Raw genomic sequence first — 18,781 nt, 5'->3', positions numbered from 1 at the left:
ACTTTTTTCAAGGTCCGCCCCGCCGCTTGTTCGCACGCTTATTTCTTCTGTTCTTTCAGCAGGTCGCGAATCTCCGTGAGCAGCACCTCCTCTTTCGAGAGTACGGGTTCTGCTGCCGGAGCAGGCGCCTCCTCCTTCTTTTTCAGCAGGCGGTTCATCAGCTTGACCATCATGAATACGCAGAAAGCCAGGATGGTGAAATCGATGCACTGCTGGATGAAAGCACCGTAGTTCCAGTAGACGGGTTCCGCAGCAGCCTGCACCACCTTGTCGCCTCCGCCCGTTACGGCGTCGCCAACGCTGTGCACGGCGTTCGAAGCCACGTCGCGCACTTTCGAAATATCGAGCCGCAACTGCGAGAAATCGGTATTGCCGATCAGCGCCCCGATCGGCGGCATCAGGATGTCATTGACCAGCGACGAAACGATTTTACCGAACGCGCCGCCGATAATCACACCGACCGCCATGTCCATTACGTTTCCTTTGAGGGCGAACTCTTTGAATTCTTTGAAAAAAGCCATAGGATTAAGGTTTAATTAGTTGATGGTGCAAATATAACGATTTTTCCGCAAGTTCTAAAGGGAAAGGGCGGCCGACGCATTGTCGGCCGCCCTTTCTTCGGATGAATATGCCGGACGGGATTACCCGATCTCGACCAGCACGGCGTCGGTAGCCACGTTCTCGCCGGGCTGCACAAGTATCTGTTTTACCGTACCCGCATAGTCGGTCGTCACGGAGTTCTCCATCTTCATAGCTTCGAGAACCGCGATTTCGTCCCCGGCCTTGACCGTATCGCCGACCTTGACCTTGATATCGATGATACGCCCCGGCAGCGGAGCCGTCACGGTATTGCCCGTAATGATTACTTTCTTCGCCTCTTCGGGGGCCTTCTCCGTGGCTTTGGTTTCCGCAGGTTTCGCTGCAGCATAGGCCTTGACTTTCATCTCCGTGAGGAAATTCTTGGCAACCAGCGGGAAAAGCTCCAGCAGCAGCACCTCTTTCTCGTTGGCGGCGAGCTTCACGCCCCCGGCCTCGGGAAGTTCGGGGTTGGGCTGCATCTGGTATTTCGACGTATCGTACGGGGTTTCCTCGCGCACACCGCAAATCTTGAAACGGAACTCGGGGTCGATCTTCACGGGCGTGTGTCCGTACTCGCCTTTCACCAGGCCCACGAACTGCGAGCTCTTGTTGGTGTACATCGGGCGTCCGGCCTTTTCGTCCAGGGCGCAGTTCACAGCCTGGGCGCCGACAATCTGCGAAGTCGGGGTCACCAGCGGCGGCAGGCCCGCAGCCAGACGCACCGACGGAATCAGCTCCATGGCGCGGGGCAGGATGTCCTCGGCCTTGAGCTGTTTGAGCTGGGCGACCATGTTCGAATACATACCGCCCGGAATTTCGGCTTTCTGCACCAACTCGTTGGGAGCCGGGAATCCGAAATAAGCCTCGATTTTGCGGCAGGCGTCGATCGTAGCGGTTTCGTCGTCGGCCTTTGCCGCTTCGATAGCCTTGTCGAACAGCGCGTCGATTTCGGCGGGCAGCGTGTCGGTCAGCGGGTTGAACGCCTTGGGTTCGGGTTTTTCCACGCCGAACACCGACTGGTTGAGCTCCTTGCGAATCTCGCGCAGCTGCGTGTTGATTTTCGCGACGGCTTCCATGTTCACGCCGGTATCGATGCCCAGCTTCTTGCAGAATACGTGAATCAGCTCGATGGCGGGAGCTCCCGTTCCCTCGGCGAAATACCAGCAGTTGGTATCGACCACGTCGGCCCCGGCGATGATAGCCGAAAGCACCGAAGCGAGGCCATAACCGGGCGTACAGTGGGTGTGGAAGTCGACGGGAATCGAAAGGTTCTTCTTCAGCAGGCGCACGAGCGTAGCAACACGGCGCGGCGGAATCAGACCCGACATGTCCTTGATGGTAATCATATCGGCGCCCAGCGCGGCCATCTGTTTGGCCTTATCGAGGAAATATTCGTCCGTAAAGACGGGCTGCGGGTTCTTCTTGCCCATCAGCCGGGCGAAGAATCCCTGCTCGGGATATTTGGGATCCACCGTATAGCAAACCGCACAGTCGGCAATGCCGCCGTACTGCTTGACATATTTGATTGTGGACTTCACGTTGTCGACGTCGTTCAGGGCATCGAAAATACGCATGATGCCCAGTCCGCTCTGAATCGAATTGCGGCAGAAACCGTCGATTACGTCGTCGGGATAGGGCGAATAGCCGAACAGGTTACGGCCGCGCGAAAGCGCCGTGAGTTTCGAAACATTGCCGACGGCTTTGTAGATGGTTTCGAGGCGCGTCCAGGGGTTCTCGTTCAGGTAACGCATCACGGAGTCGGGCACGGCGCCGCCCCACACCTCCATCGCATAGAAATTTGCATCCTTGTAGAACGGCAGACAACGGTCGATCTGCGCCTGGTTCATACGTGTTGCGAACGAGGACTGCTGTCCGTCGCGCAACGTAAGATCTCTGATTTTGAGATTTCTTGCCATTGTGATATTGAATTAAGGGTTCTTATTCTTCTTTCTACTGTTATTCGAATAACAAAGATAATAAACAATTTGAATTTCCAACTATTTTACGGGAAATTTTCACAAAAAACGCCCATTCAGGTTACTTATCGTAAAAGCACCGTCACCGCAGGCGCCTTACACCCTTCTCCACAATGTCGCTTTCGGGCACGAAGAGCCGCTGGTAGGGCGTGCCGTCGAGGTACTTTTTCTTGAAGATGTTGACGCAGAACACGAACATCTCGAGCATCAGCGGGCCGAAGATTACGCCCATGAACCCGAAAAGCGACAGGCCGACGAAAACGCCGAATATCGTCACCAGGGGGTGCGTGTCGGCCATCTTCTTCTGCATGACGAAACGCACGACATTGTCCACATGCGTCACGATGAGCGCCCCGTAAAGCACGAGCCCGATAGCCGGGCCCCAGTCGCCTGTGAGCGCCATATACCCTGCCAGCGGCAGCCACACGAGCGCCGTGCCGAAAATCGGGATAATCGTCGCGAAGCAGGTCATCACACCCCAGAACACCGCGCCCGGCGCACCGAAAATCAGGTAGCCGACCAGGGCCACGATGCCCTGCACCACGGCAAGAAGCGGAATCCCGATGGCATTCGAACGCACGATCATATGCACTTCGCGCATGACGCGGCTTCCGACCTCGCGGTCGAAAGGCAGCAACTGGCGGCAATACTCCTCCATTTTGCGTCCCCCGATAAGCATGAAATAGAGTACGAACAGCAGGACGATGATGTTGATGCCGAAATCCACGATACCGGCGAGCACCCACTGCCCCAGTTTCGGAATTACGGCGATCAGCGACGATATGTTGTTCTCCTGCAAAAGGTCGTATCCGGTCTTTTCGTGCATCAGCGCCGCGATATGCTTCAGCGGCGTAATAATCGATTCGGGTTTGAGCGTGATATCCTGCACCTGGCTCACAATCATCCACACAATCAGGCTAATCGGCACGAGGAAACACAACACCGCCTCGACCATAAGCAGCGAAGCGGCAAGGCTGCGCCGCCATTTGCGGCACTCTGTGAAGTAATGCATCTGCCGCCGGAGCAGGACATAAATCGTCGCAGCTCCCAGCAGGCCGCCCAAAAACGGGGTCAGCTCGACGAAAATCGCTATCCCCAGACCGAGGATCAGCACGAAAAGCGAATAACGCCAGTATTGTTCCCTGAAAGTTCGCATACGGCGGCAAATGCGCAAGGAGCGTGCCGGGAGTCTTAAACGGGCGACGGTCAGCGGGTTGAATTTTTTTTAGGGAAAATTTCGAATGTTCTATTGCGGCTCTGAAATATTTGATTTACATTTGTGTAAGCAAAAATATGGTTGATTTTATAAATATAACGGGTCCCGCCGTCGTCCGACGCTGTAAAAACGCCGCGGGAGGAGGCTTGCGAACCGGATTCGGACTACCGCAAGGCGGTATTCGTGCGAATGAACGAGGGGTATTTCAAAAGAGGAGTATCCCTCGCGGCTTTATACGGGGTGCGGAAAAAGTACCGGCAGGCATTCCAATCCGGTGAACCCCGCCCGGCACGCCGCGGACGGCAACTCCCGACACCCGCGCCGCAAGACGATTTTCAGAAACGACCAAAATTAAATACACCATTTTATTTACTAATCCATTAAAAAAGTATGAGAAAACATTTACTAAATTTCCTCATGACGGCCGCTTTGATTCTTTTCGGCGTGTCCGCCGCTGTCGCGCAATCGACAGTCACGGGTAAAATCGTAGATGAGAGCGGAGCTCCGCTGATCGGCGCGACGATCATCGTTCCCGGAACGTCGCAGGGCGCCGGAACGGACATGAGCGGCAACTTCTCGCTAAAGGTTACCGAACCGGCCAAGGCCATTGAAATCTCCTATATCGGCTATGTCACGCAGACCAAAGAGATTAAAGGCGGCAAAACCAGCCTGGGCGTCATCACCATGGTTCCCGATGCCGTGACAATGGACGACGTAGTCATCACTTCGTCCATCGCCGTGGCCCGCAAGACCCCGGTTGCCGTTTCGACCATTTCGGCGGCAGACATCGAGTACAAACTCGGCGGTCAGGAGTTCCCCGAAGTCCTCAAATCGACTCCGGGCATCTACTCGACCAAATCGGGCGGCGGTTACGGCGACGCCAGCACCAAGCTGCGCGGTTTCAAGAGCGAAAACGTTGCCGTCATGGTCAACGGTGTTCCGATGAACGACATGGAAGGCGGCAACGTCTACTGGTCGAACTGGGCCGGCCTTGCCGACGTGACGCGCAGCATGCAGGTGCAGCGCGGTCTGGGCGCGGCGAAAGTCGCAGCGCCTTCGGTCGGAGGTTCGATTAACATCGTCACCAACACCATCGACGCAAAAAAGGGCGGCACAGCCTCGTTCGGCGTGGGTAACGACGGACTTTACAATATCTCTTTCAGCATTTCGACCGGTCTTACGAAAAACGGATGGGCCATGTCGGTTATGGGCGCCAAACGCTGGGCCGACGGCTACGTGCAGGGTACGGACTACGAGGCCTACAACTGGTTCATCAACGTATCGAAACGCATCAACGACCGCCATCAGCTGTCGCTGACCGCTTTCGGCTCGCCCCAGGACCACTACCAGCGTCCCAACAACCTCAGCGGCCTTTCGATCGAAGGCTATCAGCAGGTGGCCAATTACATGAAAGGCAAAAGTCCCTATCGTTACAACCCGACGTTCGGATACGGGAAAAACGGCGAGCGCAAGACTTCGTCCTACAACTCCTACCACAAACCCCAGATTTCGCTCAACCACCAGTGGCAGATCGACCACAAGTCGGCCCTCTCGACGGCCCTCTACATGTCGATCGGACGCGGCTACGGTTACCGCGGAGAGGGTATTTCGTGGGGAGGACACTCCTATTACAACGACTGGTACGGCGCAAACAACGGCGTGCTCGCGACAACCTACCGCAATGCTGACGGCACGTTCGCCTACGACCAGATTCAGGAGATGAACGAACAGAGCGACCACGGTTCGAACATGGTCATGGCCAAGAACAAGAACGACCACGAATGGTACGGCCTGCTCTCGACCTACACCAACCAGATCGGCAAACACCTCGAACTCACGGCAGGCGTCGACTTCCGCTACTACGTCGGACACCATACGGCCGAAATCTGCGACCTCTACAACGGTAAGTACTATACCGACACCCGCTACCGCGGCCAGGTACTCCCCGAGAATAACAAGGCGGCTGCGAACCCCGACTACAAATACGAGAAACTCGGCGTCGGCGACGTAATCTACCGCGACTACGACGGCCACGTGCATCAGGAGGGCATCTTCGGACAGCTCGAATACAGCAAAGAGAAGATCACCGCGTTCGTTTCGGGTTCACTCTCCAACACGGGCTACTGGCGTTACGACCGCTTCTACTACGACGCCGAGCACGCCGAGTCGGAACACAAGAACTACCTCGGCGGCACGGCAAAAGCCGGTATCAACTACAACGTCACCGCGAAATCGAACATCTTCGCCAACGTCGGCTACATCAGCCGTGCGCCTTTCTTCTCCTACGGCGTATTCCTCAACAGCCAGAACAGCCACGCCATCAACCCCGACGCGACCAATGAGAAGGTCTTCTCGGCGGAGGTCGGCTACGGCTTCCATTCGCGTTACTTCTCGGCCAACGTCAACGCCTACTACACCAACTGGATGGACAAGACGATGAGCCGTACGGGTACCTTCAGCGAACAGTCGGCACGCGCCGGCGAGCGTTACTACCTCAACCTCTCGGGCGTAGACGCACGCCACATGGGTATCGAGTTCGACTTCACGAGCACCCTGAACCGCTGGCTTGAGATAAACGGCATGCTCTCCTACGGCGACTGGGAATGGTCGAGCAACGCCAAGGGTTATTTCTACGACATGGCCGGACAACCGCTGGCCGACGTCAAGGAGGGTAACATCGCCTCGGGCATCCAGGCCGAGGATCACGCCTGGGTAATGCTGCAGCAGAAAGGCATCAAGGTCGGCGGTTCGGCACAGACGACCGCATCGCTGGGCCTCACGCTCCGTCCGCTCGCCGGTTTGCGCGTGGGAGTGGACTGGACGGTTTTCGCACGTAACTTCTCCGACTACACGGTCAACGCCAGCTCGCTGACGGCAAACTCGCCCTACAATGTCGTAGACCCGTGGGTAATGCCGTGGGGCAACCAGTTCGACCTGTCGGCCAGCTACGGATTCAAAATCGGCAACGTGCGCGCGACGATTTACACGAACCTGAACAACATGTTCGACCAGACGTATATCACCGACGCCTACACACCGGCAAACGGCCCCGCCAACTGGCAGTCGGCCTACGGCGTGTTCTACGCTTTCGGACGCACGTTTAACGTAAGACTCAAAATCAACTTCTAATCCCTCAAACGAATAACTTATGAAGAAGCATATATTGACAGTTACAGCAGTTCTGGCCATGATGTTCGTGGGGGGGGGCTGCGATTACAACGACGATAATTTCGACGGCCTGCAGGACGGCACCGTCGCGACAGACGTCAAAACCCTCGAATTCACACTCACCGACGCCGACTACACGGCAATCGCAGGCAACAGCGCCAACAAGGCCCTGGCCGGCGACGAGGACAAGGACGCGCTCGCAGCTTTCGGCAAGAACAAGTATTTCACGCAGACGATTACCGCTGCAAAATACATTCCTGCATTCCTTGCCAGCACCTACCCCACGGCCGACAACACCTCGTCAATCAAAGTGACCTCCAACGTCGCAACCGACTTGCCGGAGGAACTTACGGCCATCCAGGCCGCCACGGAGTATACACTCAAGGCCGACGACTACAAGGCCGCATGGGAAGACGGAACAGTGAAATTCTTCACCCCCTCCAAACCCGCGGAAGATTACGTACCGGGGATTCTGGCCAAAACAATCACCGAGCCCCAGGCCGGCGACATGGCGATGGTTACATATACCTATTATGACGGTGAACCGGAAACGGATGCGGCTCCCGCAATGATGAGCGCACAGCGTTCGCCTCTGTCGGACGCCGTGGCAACGGTTACGAACATCGCAGATTTGACGCTCGACAACACCACGGTCTTCACCTCGCAGGCGACCGTGACAGCAACCTATGCCAAAGGCCTGCTCGTCAAAGACGCTACGGGCGAAATCCTGGTATACACGGGAAAAATCACCGATTTCGCTTTGGGCGACGAGATTCTGATTACGGGAACCACCCGCAAAAATTACGACGTTCCCCAGTTCAACAATACCGACCTGGTGCTCAAGATGGTGAAACCCCGCGCAGACGTCTTTGCATATCCGACCGAGGCCACCACGATCACAGCCGCCAACATCCCGGCCAAGTTCCCCGCTGTCGAGGGCGACGCCACGGCTTACGATCCCTATTCCTACCTCACTTTCACGGGTACCGTCGAGAAAAGCGGCAACTTCTACAACGTGGCTATCAAGGGTGCAGCCGCTGACGCCCTGAAAGCAAGTTTCACCAATCCGTTCGAGGCGCTGGAGTTGAGCAAATACGACGGTAAGGAAGTGCAGGTTTCCGGCTATTTGATTTCCATCAACGCCAAAAACAAGTATTTCGGCATCATCTGCACGTCGGTTGCGGAAGCGGGCACCACGCCTGTCACGCCGCTGGGCGTCGCTGCCTCCAAGGCCGGCACTTACACCGGCAAGGGCGTAGTCGTTGCAACCTATAACAAGGGTTTCCTGATGAACGACGGCACGGCTACGATGACCGTCTATCAGAACGCCACTCCCACGGTCGGTATCGGCGACATCGTGGAGGTTTCGGGCGACACGGAAATCCGCTACTCGATGTCCCAGTTCAAACAGGGCGCCACTGTCAAGACGACGGGCAAGGTCGACGACATCGACGCCGTACGTCCTGCCGTGGCGGAAGTGGATGGCCCGGCTCTGGAAGGGTACCTCACACTCCCCTGCTACGAGTATGTGAAATATGCCGGAACGCTCTCGATCAACGGAAGCTACTACGAAGTGCATAACATCGAAGGTTCCAAGACCGTTTACGGCAGCCTCTCCTACCCGCTCGCAGACCAGGAGGCGACAATCAAGAAACTCGCCGGCAAGAACGTGGTCGTGACGGGATACCTGATCGGCAGCAACACCTCGAAAGGCTATGTTACGACCGTCGTACTCTCGGTGGAGACTGCAACGTCTTATGACACGGAAACGCGCAACGCGCTCTATGCCTATGAAAACAACGCCTGGGCTCCCGTGAAAGAGGTGATCACCCTCCAGCCGGCAGACTACAAGGCGATGGGCCTGCAGTCGGATTTCAGCGCCACGAACGCTCCCGAGAACTACCTCCCGGCATTCCTCAAAATAAACAAGCCTTATGCACAGGCCGAGGACAAGGTCTTCGTAGCTTACAACTTCTACGACGCCGGGGAGAAAGCCACGGTACTCCGGGCCGACGAATACGTCTACGACGGCTCGCAGTGGAGCCGCAACAACGGTATCATAGAGCAGACCGACCAGTTCGTGAAGAGCAACGGCAAGTGGGTTTGGGATCCGAGCGTAACCATCATCCTGCCCCCGGGCAAGAACCAGGAACTCTCGACGCTCTATTACCAGGCTTGCGTGGATTGGGTCAAGGATAACGTGACCGACGGAGCCAAGTACGTCACCTCCTACGGCAACAACGAGTATTACACCGGCGCCTCCGCTTACCAGGGCAACCTCGACTGGCGTGCCGCCGAAGCCCGCGCGCAGTTCGCCGACGGCTATGCCGGCATGGATGACGCCCAAATCGTCGAGGCCATGAAACAGCACACGATCGAAGTATTCGCCAAAGTGCTGGAAGTACTCAATCCGGACGCCAAGGTAGTCAGCGGCGTGGATGTCACCTACACCATCCATGTCGGCGTTTATCAGGGCACCAACATCTCGGCACCGACGCACAAGTTGGTGTACAAGGTAGTCGGCAACCCCGAATTCGAGTTCGTATCGTTCGACGCACTCTAAACGAAACATGCAACGACGGCAAAGGCCGGAACTCCCGAAGGAGTTCCGGCCTTTCGTTTCGCACGGATTTATAACTCGTATGGTTTTTACAGGCGCCCCGCGGCAATCGCCAGCCGGCCGTACGGGGTTTCGGGGCACTACCCTATTTCGCAGGCAGCAGCATCCGCCGCAGTTCGTCGCACGTAGCGGCGGGGTCATGGTGGTCGAAAACCTTGCCGCCGATGCCGAAACGTGCGGCAGCCGCGATATTTTCAGGCCGGTCGTCGATAAAGAGGGTTTCGGACGGCTCGAGTCCGTAACGGTCGAGCAGAATCCGGTAGATTTCCGGTTCGGGTTTCACCACGCCCTCCTCGCAGGAAACCACTTCGCCGTCGAAAAGACCGTAAACGGGAAAACGGCGCAGGAATGCGATAAATTCCCGCGACATGTTCGACAGCACGTAGAGCTTGTATCCGGCGGTTTTCAAATCGCGGACGAGCTGCTCGGTCGGCACGACGGGCTCCTGCATGTCGATGGAAAGGCGCAGGTAACGCTCGCACTTTTCACGCGGGCAGCCGTTGATTTCCGAGAGGATGCCGACAACCTCGTCGAGCGTAGAGCTACCGCGGTCGTACGCCTCCCAGAAGAGGGGCATCCGTTCCGAACGGATAAAGCTGAAAAAGTCGTGGAATTCCTGCGTGCATTTACTCCTGTCGCGGGCGAAAAGCACCCCGCCGAGGTCGAAAACAATATTTTCCATGCCCCAAAGATAGGCAATTTTTCGTTTGGTTCGGGATTTGCAGGCTGGCGCATAACAAAAATACCGATTATGAATCATGGCATAAGCATTCTCTTCCGCGCCATTCCCCTGGCAATGGCGGCCTTCTGTTTCGGCTTCGGCGCCTATATTTTCGCTGCCGGCAGCGACCCCTCGCGGCTGACCGCAGGCCCGGTCGTCTTTTTCCTCGGCTCGATCTGCATCGCGCTCTACTGCACGGCCGCAACCATCATCCGCCAGATTATCGGCACCTACACCCCGGCGGCAAAATACCTCTTTCCGGCCATCGGGTACACATTCGCCATCATCACGGTCATCTGCGGGGTGTTCATCATCTCGTCGCACATGACCGGCTCGTTCGTCACCGGGCATGTCGTCTGCGGACTCGGGCTTATCACGGCCTGCGTCTCGACGGCCGCAACCTCCTCGACCCGTTTCAGCCTGATTCCCAAGAACTCGGCCGACAGCACGTTCTCCATCAACGCGGCAGGCTTCACGCACGGTGAGAATGCCCTGCTCATCTTCATCGTTTCGGCCATAGCCGCCGGAGCCTGGGTATGGTGCATCCTGCTCTACACGCTCGGAACCCTCCCGGCACATATCGTCGCGGGCAGTGTCATGTTCGGCATCGCCTGCGTCTGCACTTCGCTCATCGCCCTGGTCGCGAGCATCGCACGACAGGTGCGCGGCAATTACACGATGAAAGAACGCCGCAGCTGGATGGGCCTCGTACTCTGCATGGGCGGACTGGCTTTCGTGCTGGGTCTGATACTTATTTTCACCCTCCGGGGCGAAACAATCAATTTCGTGGGTTTCGTGCTGATCGGCCTGGCGTTAATATGCTGGAGTATCTCGAGCAAGGTTATCCTGCTGGCAAAAATCTGGCACGCCGACTTTCCGCTGGCGAACCGCATTCCGATCATTCCGGTGCTCACGGCGCTGGCCTGCCTCTTCCTCGCGGCATTCCTCTTCGAAGCGGCGCTGTTCGAAGCCAAATTCTTCGTCCCGGCGCGCGTGCTTACCGGATTCGGGGCCATCTGCTTCACGCTCTACTCCATCGTGTCGATTCTGGAAAGCGGCGCGAGCAAAAAATAACCGCAGCGGCACAGCAATAATAAAAGCCACCCCTGATGGGTGGCTTTTATTATTGTATTCGGTTCTTCGCAGTGTCAGAACAGGTGGAAAGCCACCGTAAGGCCGGCCATGACGATGGAAACCATCGACATCAGTTTGATAAGGATGTTGAGCGAAGGGCCCGACGTATCCTTGAACGGGTCGCCCACCGTATCGCCCACGACGGTAGCTTTGTGGCAGTCGGAACCCTTGCCGCCGAAATGGCCCTCCTCGACCATCTTTTTGGCATTGTCCCACGCACCGCCCGCATTGGCCATGAACACGGCCAGCACGAAGCCGGAGCTCAATCCCCCGACAAGCAGCCCCATGACGCCCGCTACGCCGAACACCAGTCCTACGGCAACGGGAACGACGATGGCCAGCAGGCTCGGGAACATCATCTCGCGCTGTGCACCGCGTGTCGAAATCTCGACACAGCGCGCATAGTCGGGCGTCCCCTCGCCCGTAAGAATCCCCTTGATTTCACGGAACTGGCGGCGCACTTCGTTCACCATGCTCTGGGCAGCACGCCCCACGGCATTCATCGTCAGGCCGCAGAACAGGAACGACATCATGGCGCCGATAAACACGCCTATCAGCACCGTCGGGTTCATCAGCGACACGTGGTAATACTCCATGAAATCGAGAATCGAAGCATCCTGCACCAGCTGCGCGGTGCCGTTGGGCAAATCGAGCATCGTCACGCCGTTATGCATCAGGCCGATGCGAATCTCCTCAATATACGAGGCCAGCAGCGCAAGGGCCGTCAGCGCTGCGGAACCGATGGCGAAGCCCTTACCCGTGGCGGCGGTCGTATTGCCCAGTGCATCCAGCGCGTCGGTGCGTTTGCGCACCTCGGGGCCGAGGCCGCTCATCTCGGCATTGCCGCCGGCATTGTCGGCAATCGGGCCGTAAGCGTCCGTGGCGAGTGTGATACCGAGCGTCGAAAGCATGCCGACCGCAGCGATACCGATGCCGTAAAGGCCCAGCGACATATTCTGCGGCGCCATGATATTGGCCATGTCGAAGCCGATGGCGCAAAGGTAGGCGAGGATAATCGCCGCACCGATTGTCACGACGGGAATCGCCGTGGAAATCATGCCCGATCCGACGCCCGCGATAATCACGGTCGCAGGCCCCGTCTGGGCGCTTCCGGCGATTTTCTGCGTCGGCTTGTAGGAGTGCGATGTGAAATATTCGGTCGCCTGGCCGATGATGATACCCGCCACGAGGCCCGTGATGACCGAGCACGACAGCCCGACCCAGTTTTCGATACCCAGCAGGTAAAGGATGCCGAACGTCGCGACGGCAATCAGCAGCGAGCTGAAATTGACGCCCACGCCCAGCGAGCGGAGCAGCTGGCGCATCGTAGCCCCCTCCTTCGTACGCACGAGGAAGATGCCGATAATAGAAAGCACGATGCCCACGGCCGCAATCAGCATCGGCGCCAGCACGGCACGCAATTGCATCGCCATGCCGTCGACCGTAGCGAAAGCCGCTGCGCCGAGCGCCGCCGTGGCGAGCACCGAGCCGCAATAGCTCTCGTAAAGGTCGGCACCCATACCGGCCACATCGCCCACGTTGTCGCCCACATTGTCGGCGATGGTCGCGGGATTGCGCGGGTCGTCCTCGGGAATACCGGCTTCGACCTTGCCTACGAGGTCGGCGCCCACATCGGCCGCCTTGGTGTAGATACCGCCCCCGACACGTGCGAAGAGCGCCTGCGTCGAAGCGCCCATGCCGAATGTCAGCATGGTCGTGGTTATGACGACGAGTTTCTGCGGGCCGGCGGCATCCACGAAGTATTCGAGGATGACGTACCAGAACGAAATATCCAGAAGTCCCAGGCCGACGACCACCAGGCCCATCACGGCGCCGCTGCGGAACGCGACTTTCAGGCCGCGGTCAAGCGACTGCCGAGCGGCATTGGCTGTACGCGCCGAGGCGTAGGTAGCGGTCTTCATGCCGAAATACCCGGCGAGGCCCGAGAAGAATCCGCCCGTGAGAAATGCGAAAGGCACCCAGGGGTTTTGTACCCCGGCGCCGTACGCCAGGTAGGCGAAGAAGAGTGCCAGCACGATAAACACGATGCTCACGACCTTGTACTGCTGGCGCAGGTAGGCCATGGCGCCCTTGCGCACATGCCGGGCGATTTCGCGCATGCGCGGCGTCCCCTCGTCCTCGCGCTTCATCGCCCGGTAAAACATCCAGGCCACCAAAAGGGCCACGACCGAAGCTGCGGGAACGATCCAGAAAATCGAAGGAATGTTCATTTCAATAGAATTAGTTTTTAATCGGTTGTATATACAAATATAGGTAATTATCCGAAAAATTATTCTTCCGGACGGCCCGATGTATGTCACAAATAATCCGCGGCGTCGCAATGCAGTGCGTCCCGGCCGGGAAACGGGCGTTTCCGGCCGGAACGCACTCGACCGTACAAGGAAGCCCTGCAAAATCGGAAGCAACCGTATACTTGCAGCGGTGCACGCGCGCACCAGGCCCCTGTTCGTATGTCCGGTTCCCGCCGCCCCGCTGTTCGGAGCCGGGCAATTTGCCCTCTTGCTCTCCGTAACTGCGGCTGGCACCCTGCCGTAAACCGCAATCCCGCGGAAGAGCGAAGCCAAACCACAGCGGCCGAAGTTACCTCTCATCGCCCGCCCGCAGCCTGCGATAACCGCACAGCGATTTCGCCGCACAACAATGCCCCCCACATTCCTGCGAAACAATAAAAAAGGAGGGGATACACGGACGAATCCGGTTTCCCCTCCCTTTTTATACGCCTGCGGCGTTTTGCGAATCATTGCATCCGCTAACTGCCGAAGTTGTCGTAGAGAATGTTCTCGGGCGGCACGCCGAGGCTGTCGAGCATCTTCACCACCGATGCAATCATCATCGGGGGACCGCACATAAGGTAAATGCAGTCCTCGGGAGCCTGGTGGTTTTTCAGGTAATTCTCATACAGCACGTTGTGCACGAAGCCCGGGGTATACTTCACGCCTGCGGCATCGGCCTCCGGGTCGGGACGGTCGAGCGCGAGGTTGAACTTGAAGTTGGGGAAATCTTTCTCAATCGCATGGAACTCGTCGAGGTAGGGAGCCTCCTTCATGGCGCGTGCGCCGTACCAGAACGACACGGGACGTCGGGTCTTCTCGGTCTTGAACAGGTGCATGATGTGGCTGCGCATGGGCGCCATACCGGCACCGCCGCCGATGAAAATCAGCTCCTGCGTGTCGGGCAGGTTGTCCGGCAGGAAGAACTCGCCGTAAGGGCCCGAGATGGTCACCTTGTCACCCGGCTTGCGCGAGAAAATGTACGACGAGCAAATCCCCGGGTTCACTTTCATGAAGCCGCCCGTAGCCTTGTCGAACGGAGGCGTGGCGATACGGATGTTGAGCATGATGATATTGCCCTCGGCCGGGTGGTTGGCCATCGAATAGGCACGGAACGTATCCTCGGGGTTGGTCGTAACCAGATCCCACATTTTGAACTTGTCCCAGTCGGCGCGGTACGTCTGATCGATGTCCATGTCCGTGAACTTGATGGCATCGTACTTCGGGATGTCGATCTGGATGTAGCCGCCGCTGCGGAACTTGAGGTTCTCGCCCTCGGGCAGCTTCACGACGAACTCCTTGAGGAACGTCGAGATATTGCGGTTCGACACCACGGTGCACTCCCACTTCTTGACGCCCAGCACGGCTTCGGGAACCTTGATTTTGAGGTTCTCCTTCACTTTCACCTGGCAACCCAGGCGCCAGTGCTCCTTGGCCATCTTACGCGGGATAAAGCCCGTTTCCGTCGGCAGGATGTCGCCGCCGCCCTCGAGCACCTGGCATTTGCACATACCGCACGAACCGCCGCCGCCGCAGGCCGAAGGCAGGAACACCTTGTTGTTGGCCAGTGTCGACAGCAGGGTCGAGCCGCTCTCGGTCGTAATGACCTTTTCGCCGTCGTTGATATCGATGGTGACTTCGCCCGACGAGGTCAGTTTAGCCTTTGCAAAGAGAAGCAACCCCACCAGAACCAGGGTCACCACCAGAAAGGCAATGATTGCAACTATAATAGTCAATTCCATTTTTTCCGAATCTCTTTTTAAAGGTTAGAACTGAATACCCGAGAAGATCATGAATGCGATACCCATCAGGCCGGTGATGATGAAAGCGATACCGGGGCCTTTGAGCGCCGCAGGGATATGCGAATAGGCGGTCTTTTCGCGGATGGCCGCCATCATGACAATCGCCAGCCACCAGCCCAGACCCGAGCCCAGGCCGTAGACGATCGTCTGCCAGAGCGACGTCAGTTCCAGCGCGTCGACTTTCTGCTGCATGAAAAGCGATCCGCCCATGATGGCGCAGTTCACGGCAATCAGCGGCAAGAAAATACCCAGCTGGCTGTACAGCGTCGGCGAAAATTTCTCGACGGCCATCTCCACCAGCTGCACGAAAGCGGCGATGGTGGCGATGAAGACGATGAACGACAGGAAACTCAAGTCGACATCCGGAAGCCCGGCCCACGAAAGGGCGCCTGCCTTGAGCACGAATTCATACAAGAGATAGTTCAGCGGCACGGTCATCACCATCACGAACGTAACGGCGGCGCCCAGGCCGAGGGCCGTTTTGACGCTCTTCGAAACGGCAATGTAGGAACACATGCCGAAGAAGAACGCAAAGACCATGTTGTCGATAAAAATCGACCGGATAAAGATATTCAATGATTCCATACGCTACCCTCCTATTTTTCCTGTAAATCCTTGTTGCGCGAGCGGTGTACCCAGATGATGCAGCCCACGATAATCAGCGCCATCGGCGGGAAGAGCATCAGGCCGTTGTTGAAGTAGAAACCGCCTTCGGCAGCATACCAACTCTCGGGAATGACGCGGAACCCGTAGAGCGTGCCCGAGCCGAAGAGCTCGCGGAAGAATGCCACGATCACGAGAATCAATCCGTAGCCGAGGCCGTTGCCGATACCGTCGAGAAACGACGCCCACGGCTTGTTGGCCAGCGCGAACGCCTCGATGCGGCCCATGACGATACAGTTCGTGATAATCAGGCCGACGTACACCGACAGCTGCTTCGACACCTCGTATACATAGGCCTTGAGCACCTGGTCGACGAGGATTACCAGCGCGGCGATAACCACCAGCTGCACGATGATGCGGATGCGCGAGGGCACGCCGTTGCGCAGCAGCGACATCACGAGGTTGGCAAATCCCGTCACGACCGTCACGGACAGCGCCATGACGATGGCGGGCTTGAGCTGCACGGTGACAGCCAGCGCCGAACAGATACCCAATATCTGCACGATGACCGGGTTGTTCGCGGAGAACGGCCCCGTCAGGAACTTCCTGTTTTTAGCCGAAAACAAAGGCTCTTTTTCCATCTTACTCATTGTTTTCTACATTTTCTTCGTTAGACTCATTCCCGGCAGGGGTCTCCACCACGTCGGCCGGGGCCGGTTCGCGTTTGGCCACGAGCAGCGGCAGATAGTTCCGGAGGCTGTTGTAGAGCATCGCCGTGACGCCGTCCGAAGTCTTCGTACCGCCCGAAATGGCATCGACCTCGTGCTCGGGATCCTGTGCCCCGCCCTTGCGGAGTTTTACGGATACGAACTCGTCGCCGTCGAAAATCTTCTTGCCGACGAATTTCGACTGGTATTTCGGCGTGGCGATTTCGGCGCCCAGACCCGGGGTTTCACCCTTGTGGGCCATGATGATGCCGGCTACCGTGTCCATATCCTTTTCGAGCGCCACGTAGCCCCAGACAGGGCCCCAGAGTCCCGAACCGGTTACCGGAATCACGACGCGGCCGTCCTTGGCCTCGAAAACGGGGTATTTACCGCTGTCGAACGCGCCCTGTAGATCCTTGAGCAGTTCGAAAACATCCTCACCCTCGACCTTGTTGCCGTCGGCGTCGAGCACGTAAGCATCGATGAAGGTATCGTAGTTCTCGTTCTGTGCCGACAGCGACGAGAGAATCGACTGTTTCTTCTCGTTCAGTTCGTTGGCATACTGGCGCGACTGGAGCGACAGGGCCGCCACGGCAAGCAGGGCCGCCACGATAACGACCATCACCGTCGAGTACATTATAATATAGGCATTGCCGTTCTTGTCGCTGAACAACCCTTTCTTCTTTTCGTCTTTCAGTTCGACAAACGCCGAAGCGGGAGCCATGCAGACCGGGCATTTCTCGGGTGCGGCATTGCCCTCATGGATGTAGCCGCAAACTGTGCATTTGAATTTTTTCGTTGCCATATTCTCCCCTATTTTGCCAGTTTAACACGTTTCTTCCTGCGCGCGATATTCGCCTCGACCACGTAGTAGTCCACCAGCGGCGCCAGCGCATTCATGAAGAGGATGGCGAGCATCATGCCTTCGGGATAAGCCGGGTTGACCACACGAATCAGCACGGCCAGCGCACCGGTCAGCAGGCCCACGATATACTGTCCCGTAGCGGTCTGCGCCGAAGTAACGGGGTCGGTGGCCATAAAGACCGCACCGAACGCGAAGCCGCCGACGATCAGGTGGTACCACGCCGGGTAGGTCGTCACGCCGAGGCCCTCGAAGAGGTAGCCCATCGCCAGCCCGCCGACGAATACCGAAATCATCGTGCGCCACGAAGCGACGCCCGTGAACAGGAGAATCGCCGCGCCGATCAGGATGGCCAGCGTCGAAGTTTCACCGATACATCCCGGGATGAAACCGAGGAATGCGTCCATCGCCGAGTATCCCATCTGGCCCGAGGTGCTCAAATTCTCGAGGGCCGTAGCGCCCGAGAAACCGTCGACCACGCCTTCGCCGGAGGTCAGCCCCGCAATCCACACCGTAGCACCCGAAATCGAGGGCGTATAGGCGAAGAAGACGAAAGCACGCGCCAGCAGCGCCGGGTTGAAGACGTTCATACCCGTACCGCCGAATACCTCCTTGCCGAAGATAACCGAGAAAGCGGTACCCAGGGCGACCATCCACAGCGGAATGTCCACCGGCATAATCATCGGAATCAGCAGGCCCGTTACGAGGAAGCCCTCGTTGACCTCATGGCCGCGCGCCTGTGCGAATGCGAACTCGATGCCCAGGCCGACGACGTACGAAACGACGATAATGGGCAGCACCTTGAGGAATCCGAACCAGAGCGAGGCCCAGAATTCGGGCTGCACGCCCTGCGAGAGGAAATGCATGTAACCCGTGTTATAGAAACCGAACAGAAGCGCCGGCATCAGGGCGACGACCACCATAATCATCGTACGCTTCATATCGTTGCAGTCGCGTATGTGCGCGCCCTTCTGCGTCGTGGTGTTCGGCACGAAAAGGAACGTTTCGAACGCATCGAACGTCGACTCCAGGAAGCCCAGCTTTCCACCCTTGGTGAACGTGGGCTTGAGCTTATCTACTAAATTGCGTAATGCGCTCATCG

13 protein-coding genes are annotated in these 18,781 nt (G+C 57.6%); 3 read left to right on the top strand and 10 right to left on the bottom strand.

The window, feature by feature from the left end; genetic code table 11:
• Nucleotides 1-38 precede the first annotated feature (38 nt).
• From mscL to QZT71_RS04540, 3 genes are all read right to left on the bottom strand, one after another.
• Complete coding sequence (gene mscL / locus QZT71_RS04550) at nt 39-521, bottom strand: large-conductance mechanosensitive channel protein MscL (RefSeq protein WP_295913077.1); 483 nt, start codon at nt 519-521, stop codon at nt 39-41.
• 120 nt (nt 522-641) lie between these two features.
• Nucleotides 642-2,495, bottom strand: coding sequence for a biotin/lipoyl-containing protein (locus QZT71_RS04545; protein WP_295913074.1), 1,854 nt, complete (start codon nt 2,493-2,495; stop codon nt 642-644).
• A 142-nt stretch (nt 2,496-2,637) separates the two neighbouring features.
• Nucleotides 2,638-3,711 (bottom strand): AI-2E family transporter, encoded by a 1,074-nt coding sequence (locus tag QZT71_RS04540; protein ID WP_295913071.1) that lies wholly within the window; start codon nt 3,709-3,711, stop codon nt 2,638-2,640.
• A gap of 450 nt (nt 3,712-4,161) precedes the next feature.
• Here QZT71_RS04540 and QZT71_RS04535 point away from each other — a divergent pair, with 450 nt between their 5' ends.
• Together QZT71_RS04535 and QZT71_RS04530 are read left to right on the top strand one after the other, a co-directional pair.
• Nucleotides 4,162-6,900 (top strand): carboxypeptidase-like regulatory domain-containing protein, encoded by a 2,739-nt coding sequence (locus tag QZT71_RS04535; RefSeq protein WP_295913067.1) that lies wholly within the window; start codon nt 4,162-4,164, stop codon nt 6,898-6,900.
• 19 nt (nt 6,901-6,919) lie between these two features.
• On the top strand, nt 6,920-9,502 hold the full coding sequence (locus QZT71_RS04530) for a hypothetical protein (protein ID WP_295913064.1): 2,583 nt from the start codon (nt 6,920-6,922) through the stop codon (nt 9,500-9,502).
• 142 nt (nt 9,503-9,644) lie between these two features.
• Here the strand turns inward: QZT71_RS04530 and QZT71_RS04525 are convergent, their stop codons facing one another.
• Entirely contained in the window at nt 9,645-10,241 is a 597-nt protein-coding gene (locus QZT71_RS04525; RefSeq protein ID WP_295913062.1) for an HAD family phosphatase, read from the bottom strand.
• 69 nt (nt 10,242-10,310) lie between these two features.
• On the opposite strand from QZT71_RS04525, the gene QZT71_RS04520 reads away from it, so the two are divergent.
• Nucleotides 10,311-11,354: a DUF2776 family protein gene (locus QZT71_RS04520; protein WP_295913060.1), complete on the top strand. Its 1,044-nt coding sequence runs from the start codon at nt 10,311-10,313 to the stop codon at nt 11,352-11,354.
• Nucleotides 11,355-11,428: 74 nt separating this feature from the next.
• Here the strand turns inward: QZT71_RS04520 and QZT71_RS04515 are convergent, their stop codons facing one another.
• The 6 genes from QZT71_RS04515 to QZT71_RS04490 all read right to left on the bottom strand — a co-directional run bounded on the left by QZT71_RS04515 (nt 11,429) and on the right by QZT71_RS04490 (nt 18,779).
• The gene (locus QZT71_RS04515; protein ID WP_295913058.1) at nt 11,429-13,645 is read right to left on the bottom strand and encodes a sodium-translocating pyrophosphatase; all 2,217 of its coding nucleotides are present in this window, start codon (nt 13,643-13,645) and stop codon (nt 11,429-11,431) included.
• Between the two features lie 539 nt (nt 13,646-14,184).
• Nucleotides 14,185-15,447, bottom strand: a complete 1,263-nt coding sequence (nqrF, locus tag QZT71_RS04510) for an NADH:ubiquinone reductase (Na(+)-transporting) subunit F (protein ID WP_295913055.1) — start codon at nt 15,445-15,447, stop codon at nt 14,185-14,187.
• Between the two features lie 24 nt (nt 15,448-15,471).
• A complete protein-coding gene (gene nqrE / locus QZT71_RS04505) occupies nt 15,472-16,092 on the bottom strand; it encodes an NADH:ubiquinone reductase (Na(+)-transporting) subunit E (protein ID WP_295913053.1) in 621 nt (206 codons plus the stop codon).
• An 11-nt stretch (nt 16,093-16,103) separates the two neighbouring features.
• Nucleotides 16,104-16,751 carry an NADH:ubiquinone reductase (Na(+)-transporting) subunit D gene (locus tag QZT71_RS04500; RefSeq protein ID WP_295913177.1) on the bottom strand — a complete coding sequence of 216 codons (648 nt, stop codon included), beginning with the start codon at nt 16,749-16,751 and terminating at the stop codon, nt 16,104-16,106.
• A 1-nt stretch (nt 16,752) separates the two neighbouring features.
• On the bottom strand, nt 16,753-17,622 hold the full coding sequence (gene nqrC / locus QZT71_RS04495) for an NADH:ubiquinone reductase (Na(+)-transporting) subunit C (RefSeq protein ID WP_295913049.1): 870 nt from the start codon (nt 17,620-17,622) through the stop codon (nt 16,753-16,755).
• Nucleotides 17,623-17,630: 8 nt separating this feature from the next.
• Nucleotides 17,631-18,779 (bottom strand): NADH:ubiquinone reductase (Na(+)-transporting) subunit B, encoded by a 1,149-nt coding sequence (locus QZT71_RS04490; protein ID WP_295913046.1) that lies wholly within the window; start codon nt 18,777-18,779, stop codon nt 17,631-17,633.
• Nucleotides 18,780-18,781 lie beyond the last annotated feature (2 nt).

This window comes from uncultured Alistipes sp., assembly GCF_902388705.1.
Taxonomy (GTDB): Bacteria; Bacteroidota; Bacteroidia; order Bacteroidales; family Rikenellaceae; genus Alistipes.
The sequence above is the reverse complement of the archived record's forward strand: the minus strand, read 5'-3'. Positions and strand labels throughout refer to the sequence as shown.

What these genes read in the sequence shown, in the direction of transcription:
- QZT71_RS04525 (WP_295913062.1), bottom strand. Translation starts at nt 10,241, where the DNA reads ATGGAAAATATTGTTTTCGACCTCGGCGGGGTGCTTTTCGCCCGCGAC.
- QZT71_RS04515 (WP_295913058.1), bottom strand. Translation starts at nt 13,645, where the DNA reads ATGAACATTCCTTCGATTTTCTGGATCGTTCCCGCAGCTTCGGTCGTG.
- QZT71_RS04490 (WP_295913046.1), bottom strand. Translation starts at nt 18,779, where the DNA reads ATGAGCGCATTACGCAATTTAGTAGATAAGCTCAAGCCCACGTTCACC.
- mscL (WP_295913077.1), bottom strand. Translation starts at nt 521, where the DNA reads ATGGCTTTTTTCAAAGAATTCAAAGAGTTCGCCCTCAAAGGAAACGTA.
- QZT71_RS04535 (WP_295913067.1), top strand. Translation starts at nt 4,162, where the DNA reads ATGAGAAAACATTTACTAAATTTCCTCATGACGGCCGCTTTGATTCTT.
- QZT71_RS04545 (WP_295913074.1), bottom strand. Translation starts at nt 2,495, where the DNA reads ATGGCAAGAAATCTCAAAATCAGAGATCTTACGTTGCGCGACGGACAG.
- nqrE (WP_295913053.1), bottom strand. Translation starts at nt 16,092, where the DNA reads ATGGAATCATTGAATATCTTTATCCGGTCGATTTTTATCGACAACATG.
- QZT71_RS04500 (WP_295913177.1), bottom strand. Translation starts at nt 16,751, where the DNA reads ATGGAAAAAGAGCCTTTGTTTTCGGCTAAAAACAGGAAGTTCCTGACG.
- nqrC (WP_295913049.1), bottom strand. Translation starts at nt 17,622, where the DNA reads ATGGCAACGAAAAAATTCAAATGCACAGTTTGCGGCTACATCCATGAG.
- QZT71_RS04540 (WP_295913071.1), bottom strand. Translation starts at nt 3,711, where the DNA reads ATGCGAACTTTCAGGGAACAATACTGGCGTTATTCGCTTTTCGTGCTG.
- QZT71_RS04520 (WP_295913060.1), top strand. Translation starts at nt 10,311, where the DNA reads ATGAATCATGGCATAAGCATTCTCTTCCGCGCCATTCCCCTGGCAATG.
- QZT71_RS04530 (WP_295913064.1), top strand. Translation starts at nt 6,920, where the DNA reads ATGAAGAAGCATATATTGACAGTTACAGCAGTTCTGGCCATGATGTTC.
- nqrF (WP_295913055.1), bottom strand. Translation starts at nt 15,447, where the DNA reads ATGGAATTGACTATTATAGTTGCAATCATTGCCTTTCTGGTGGTGACC.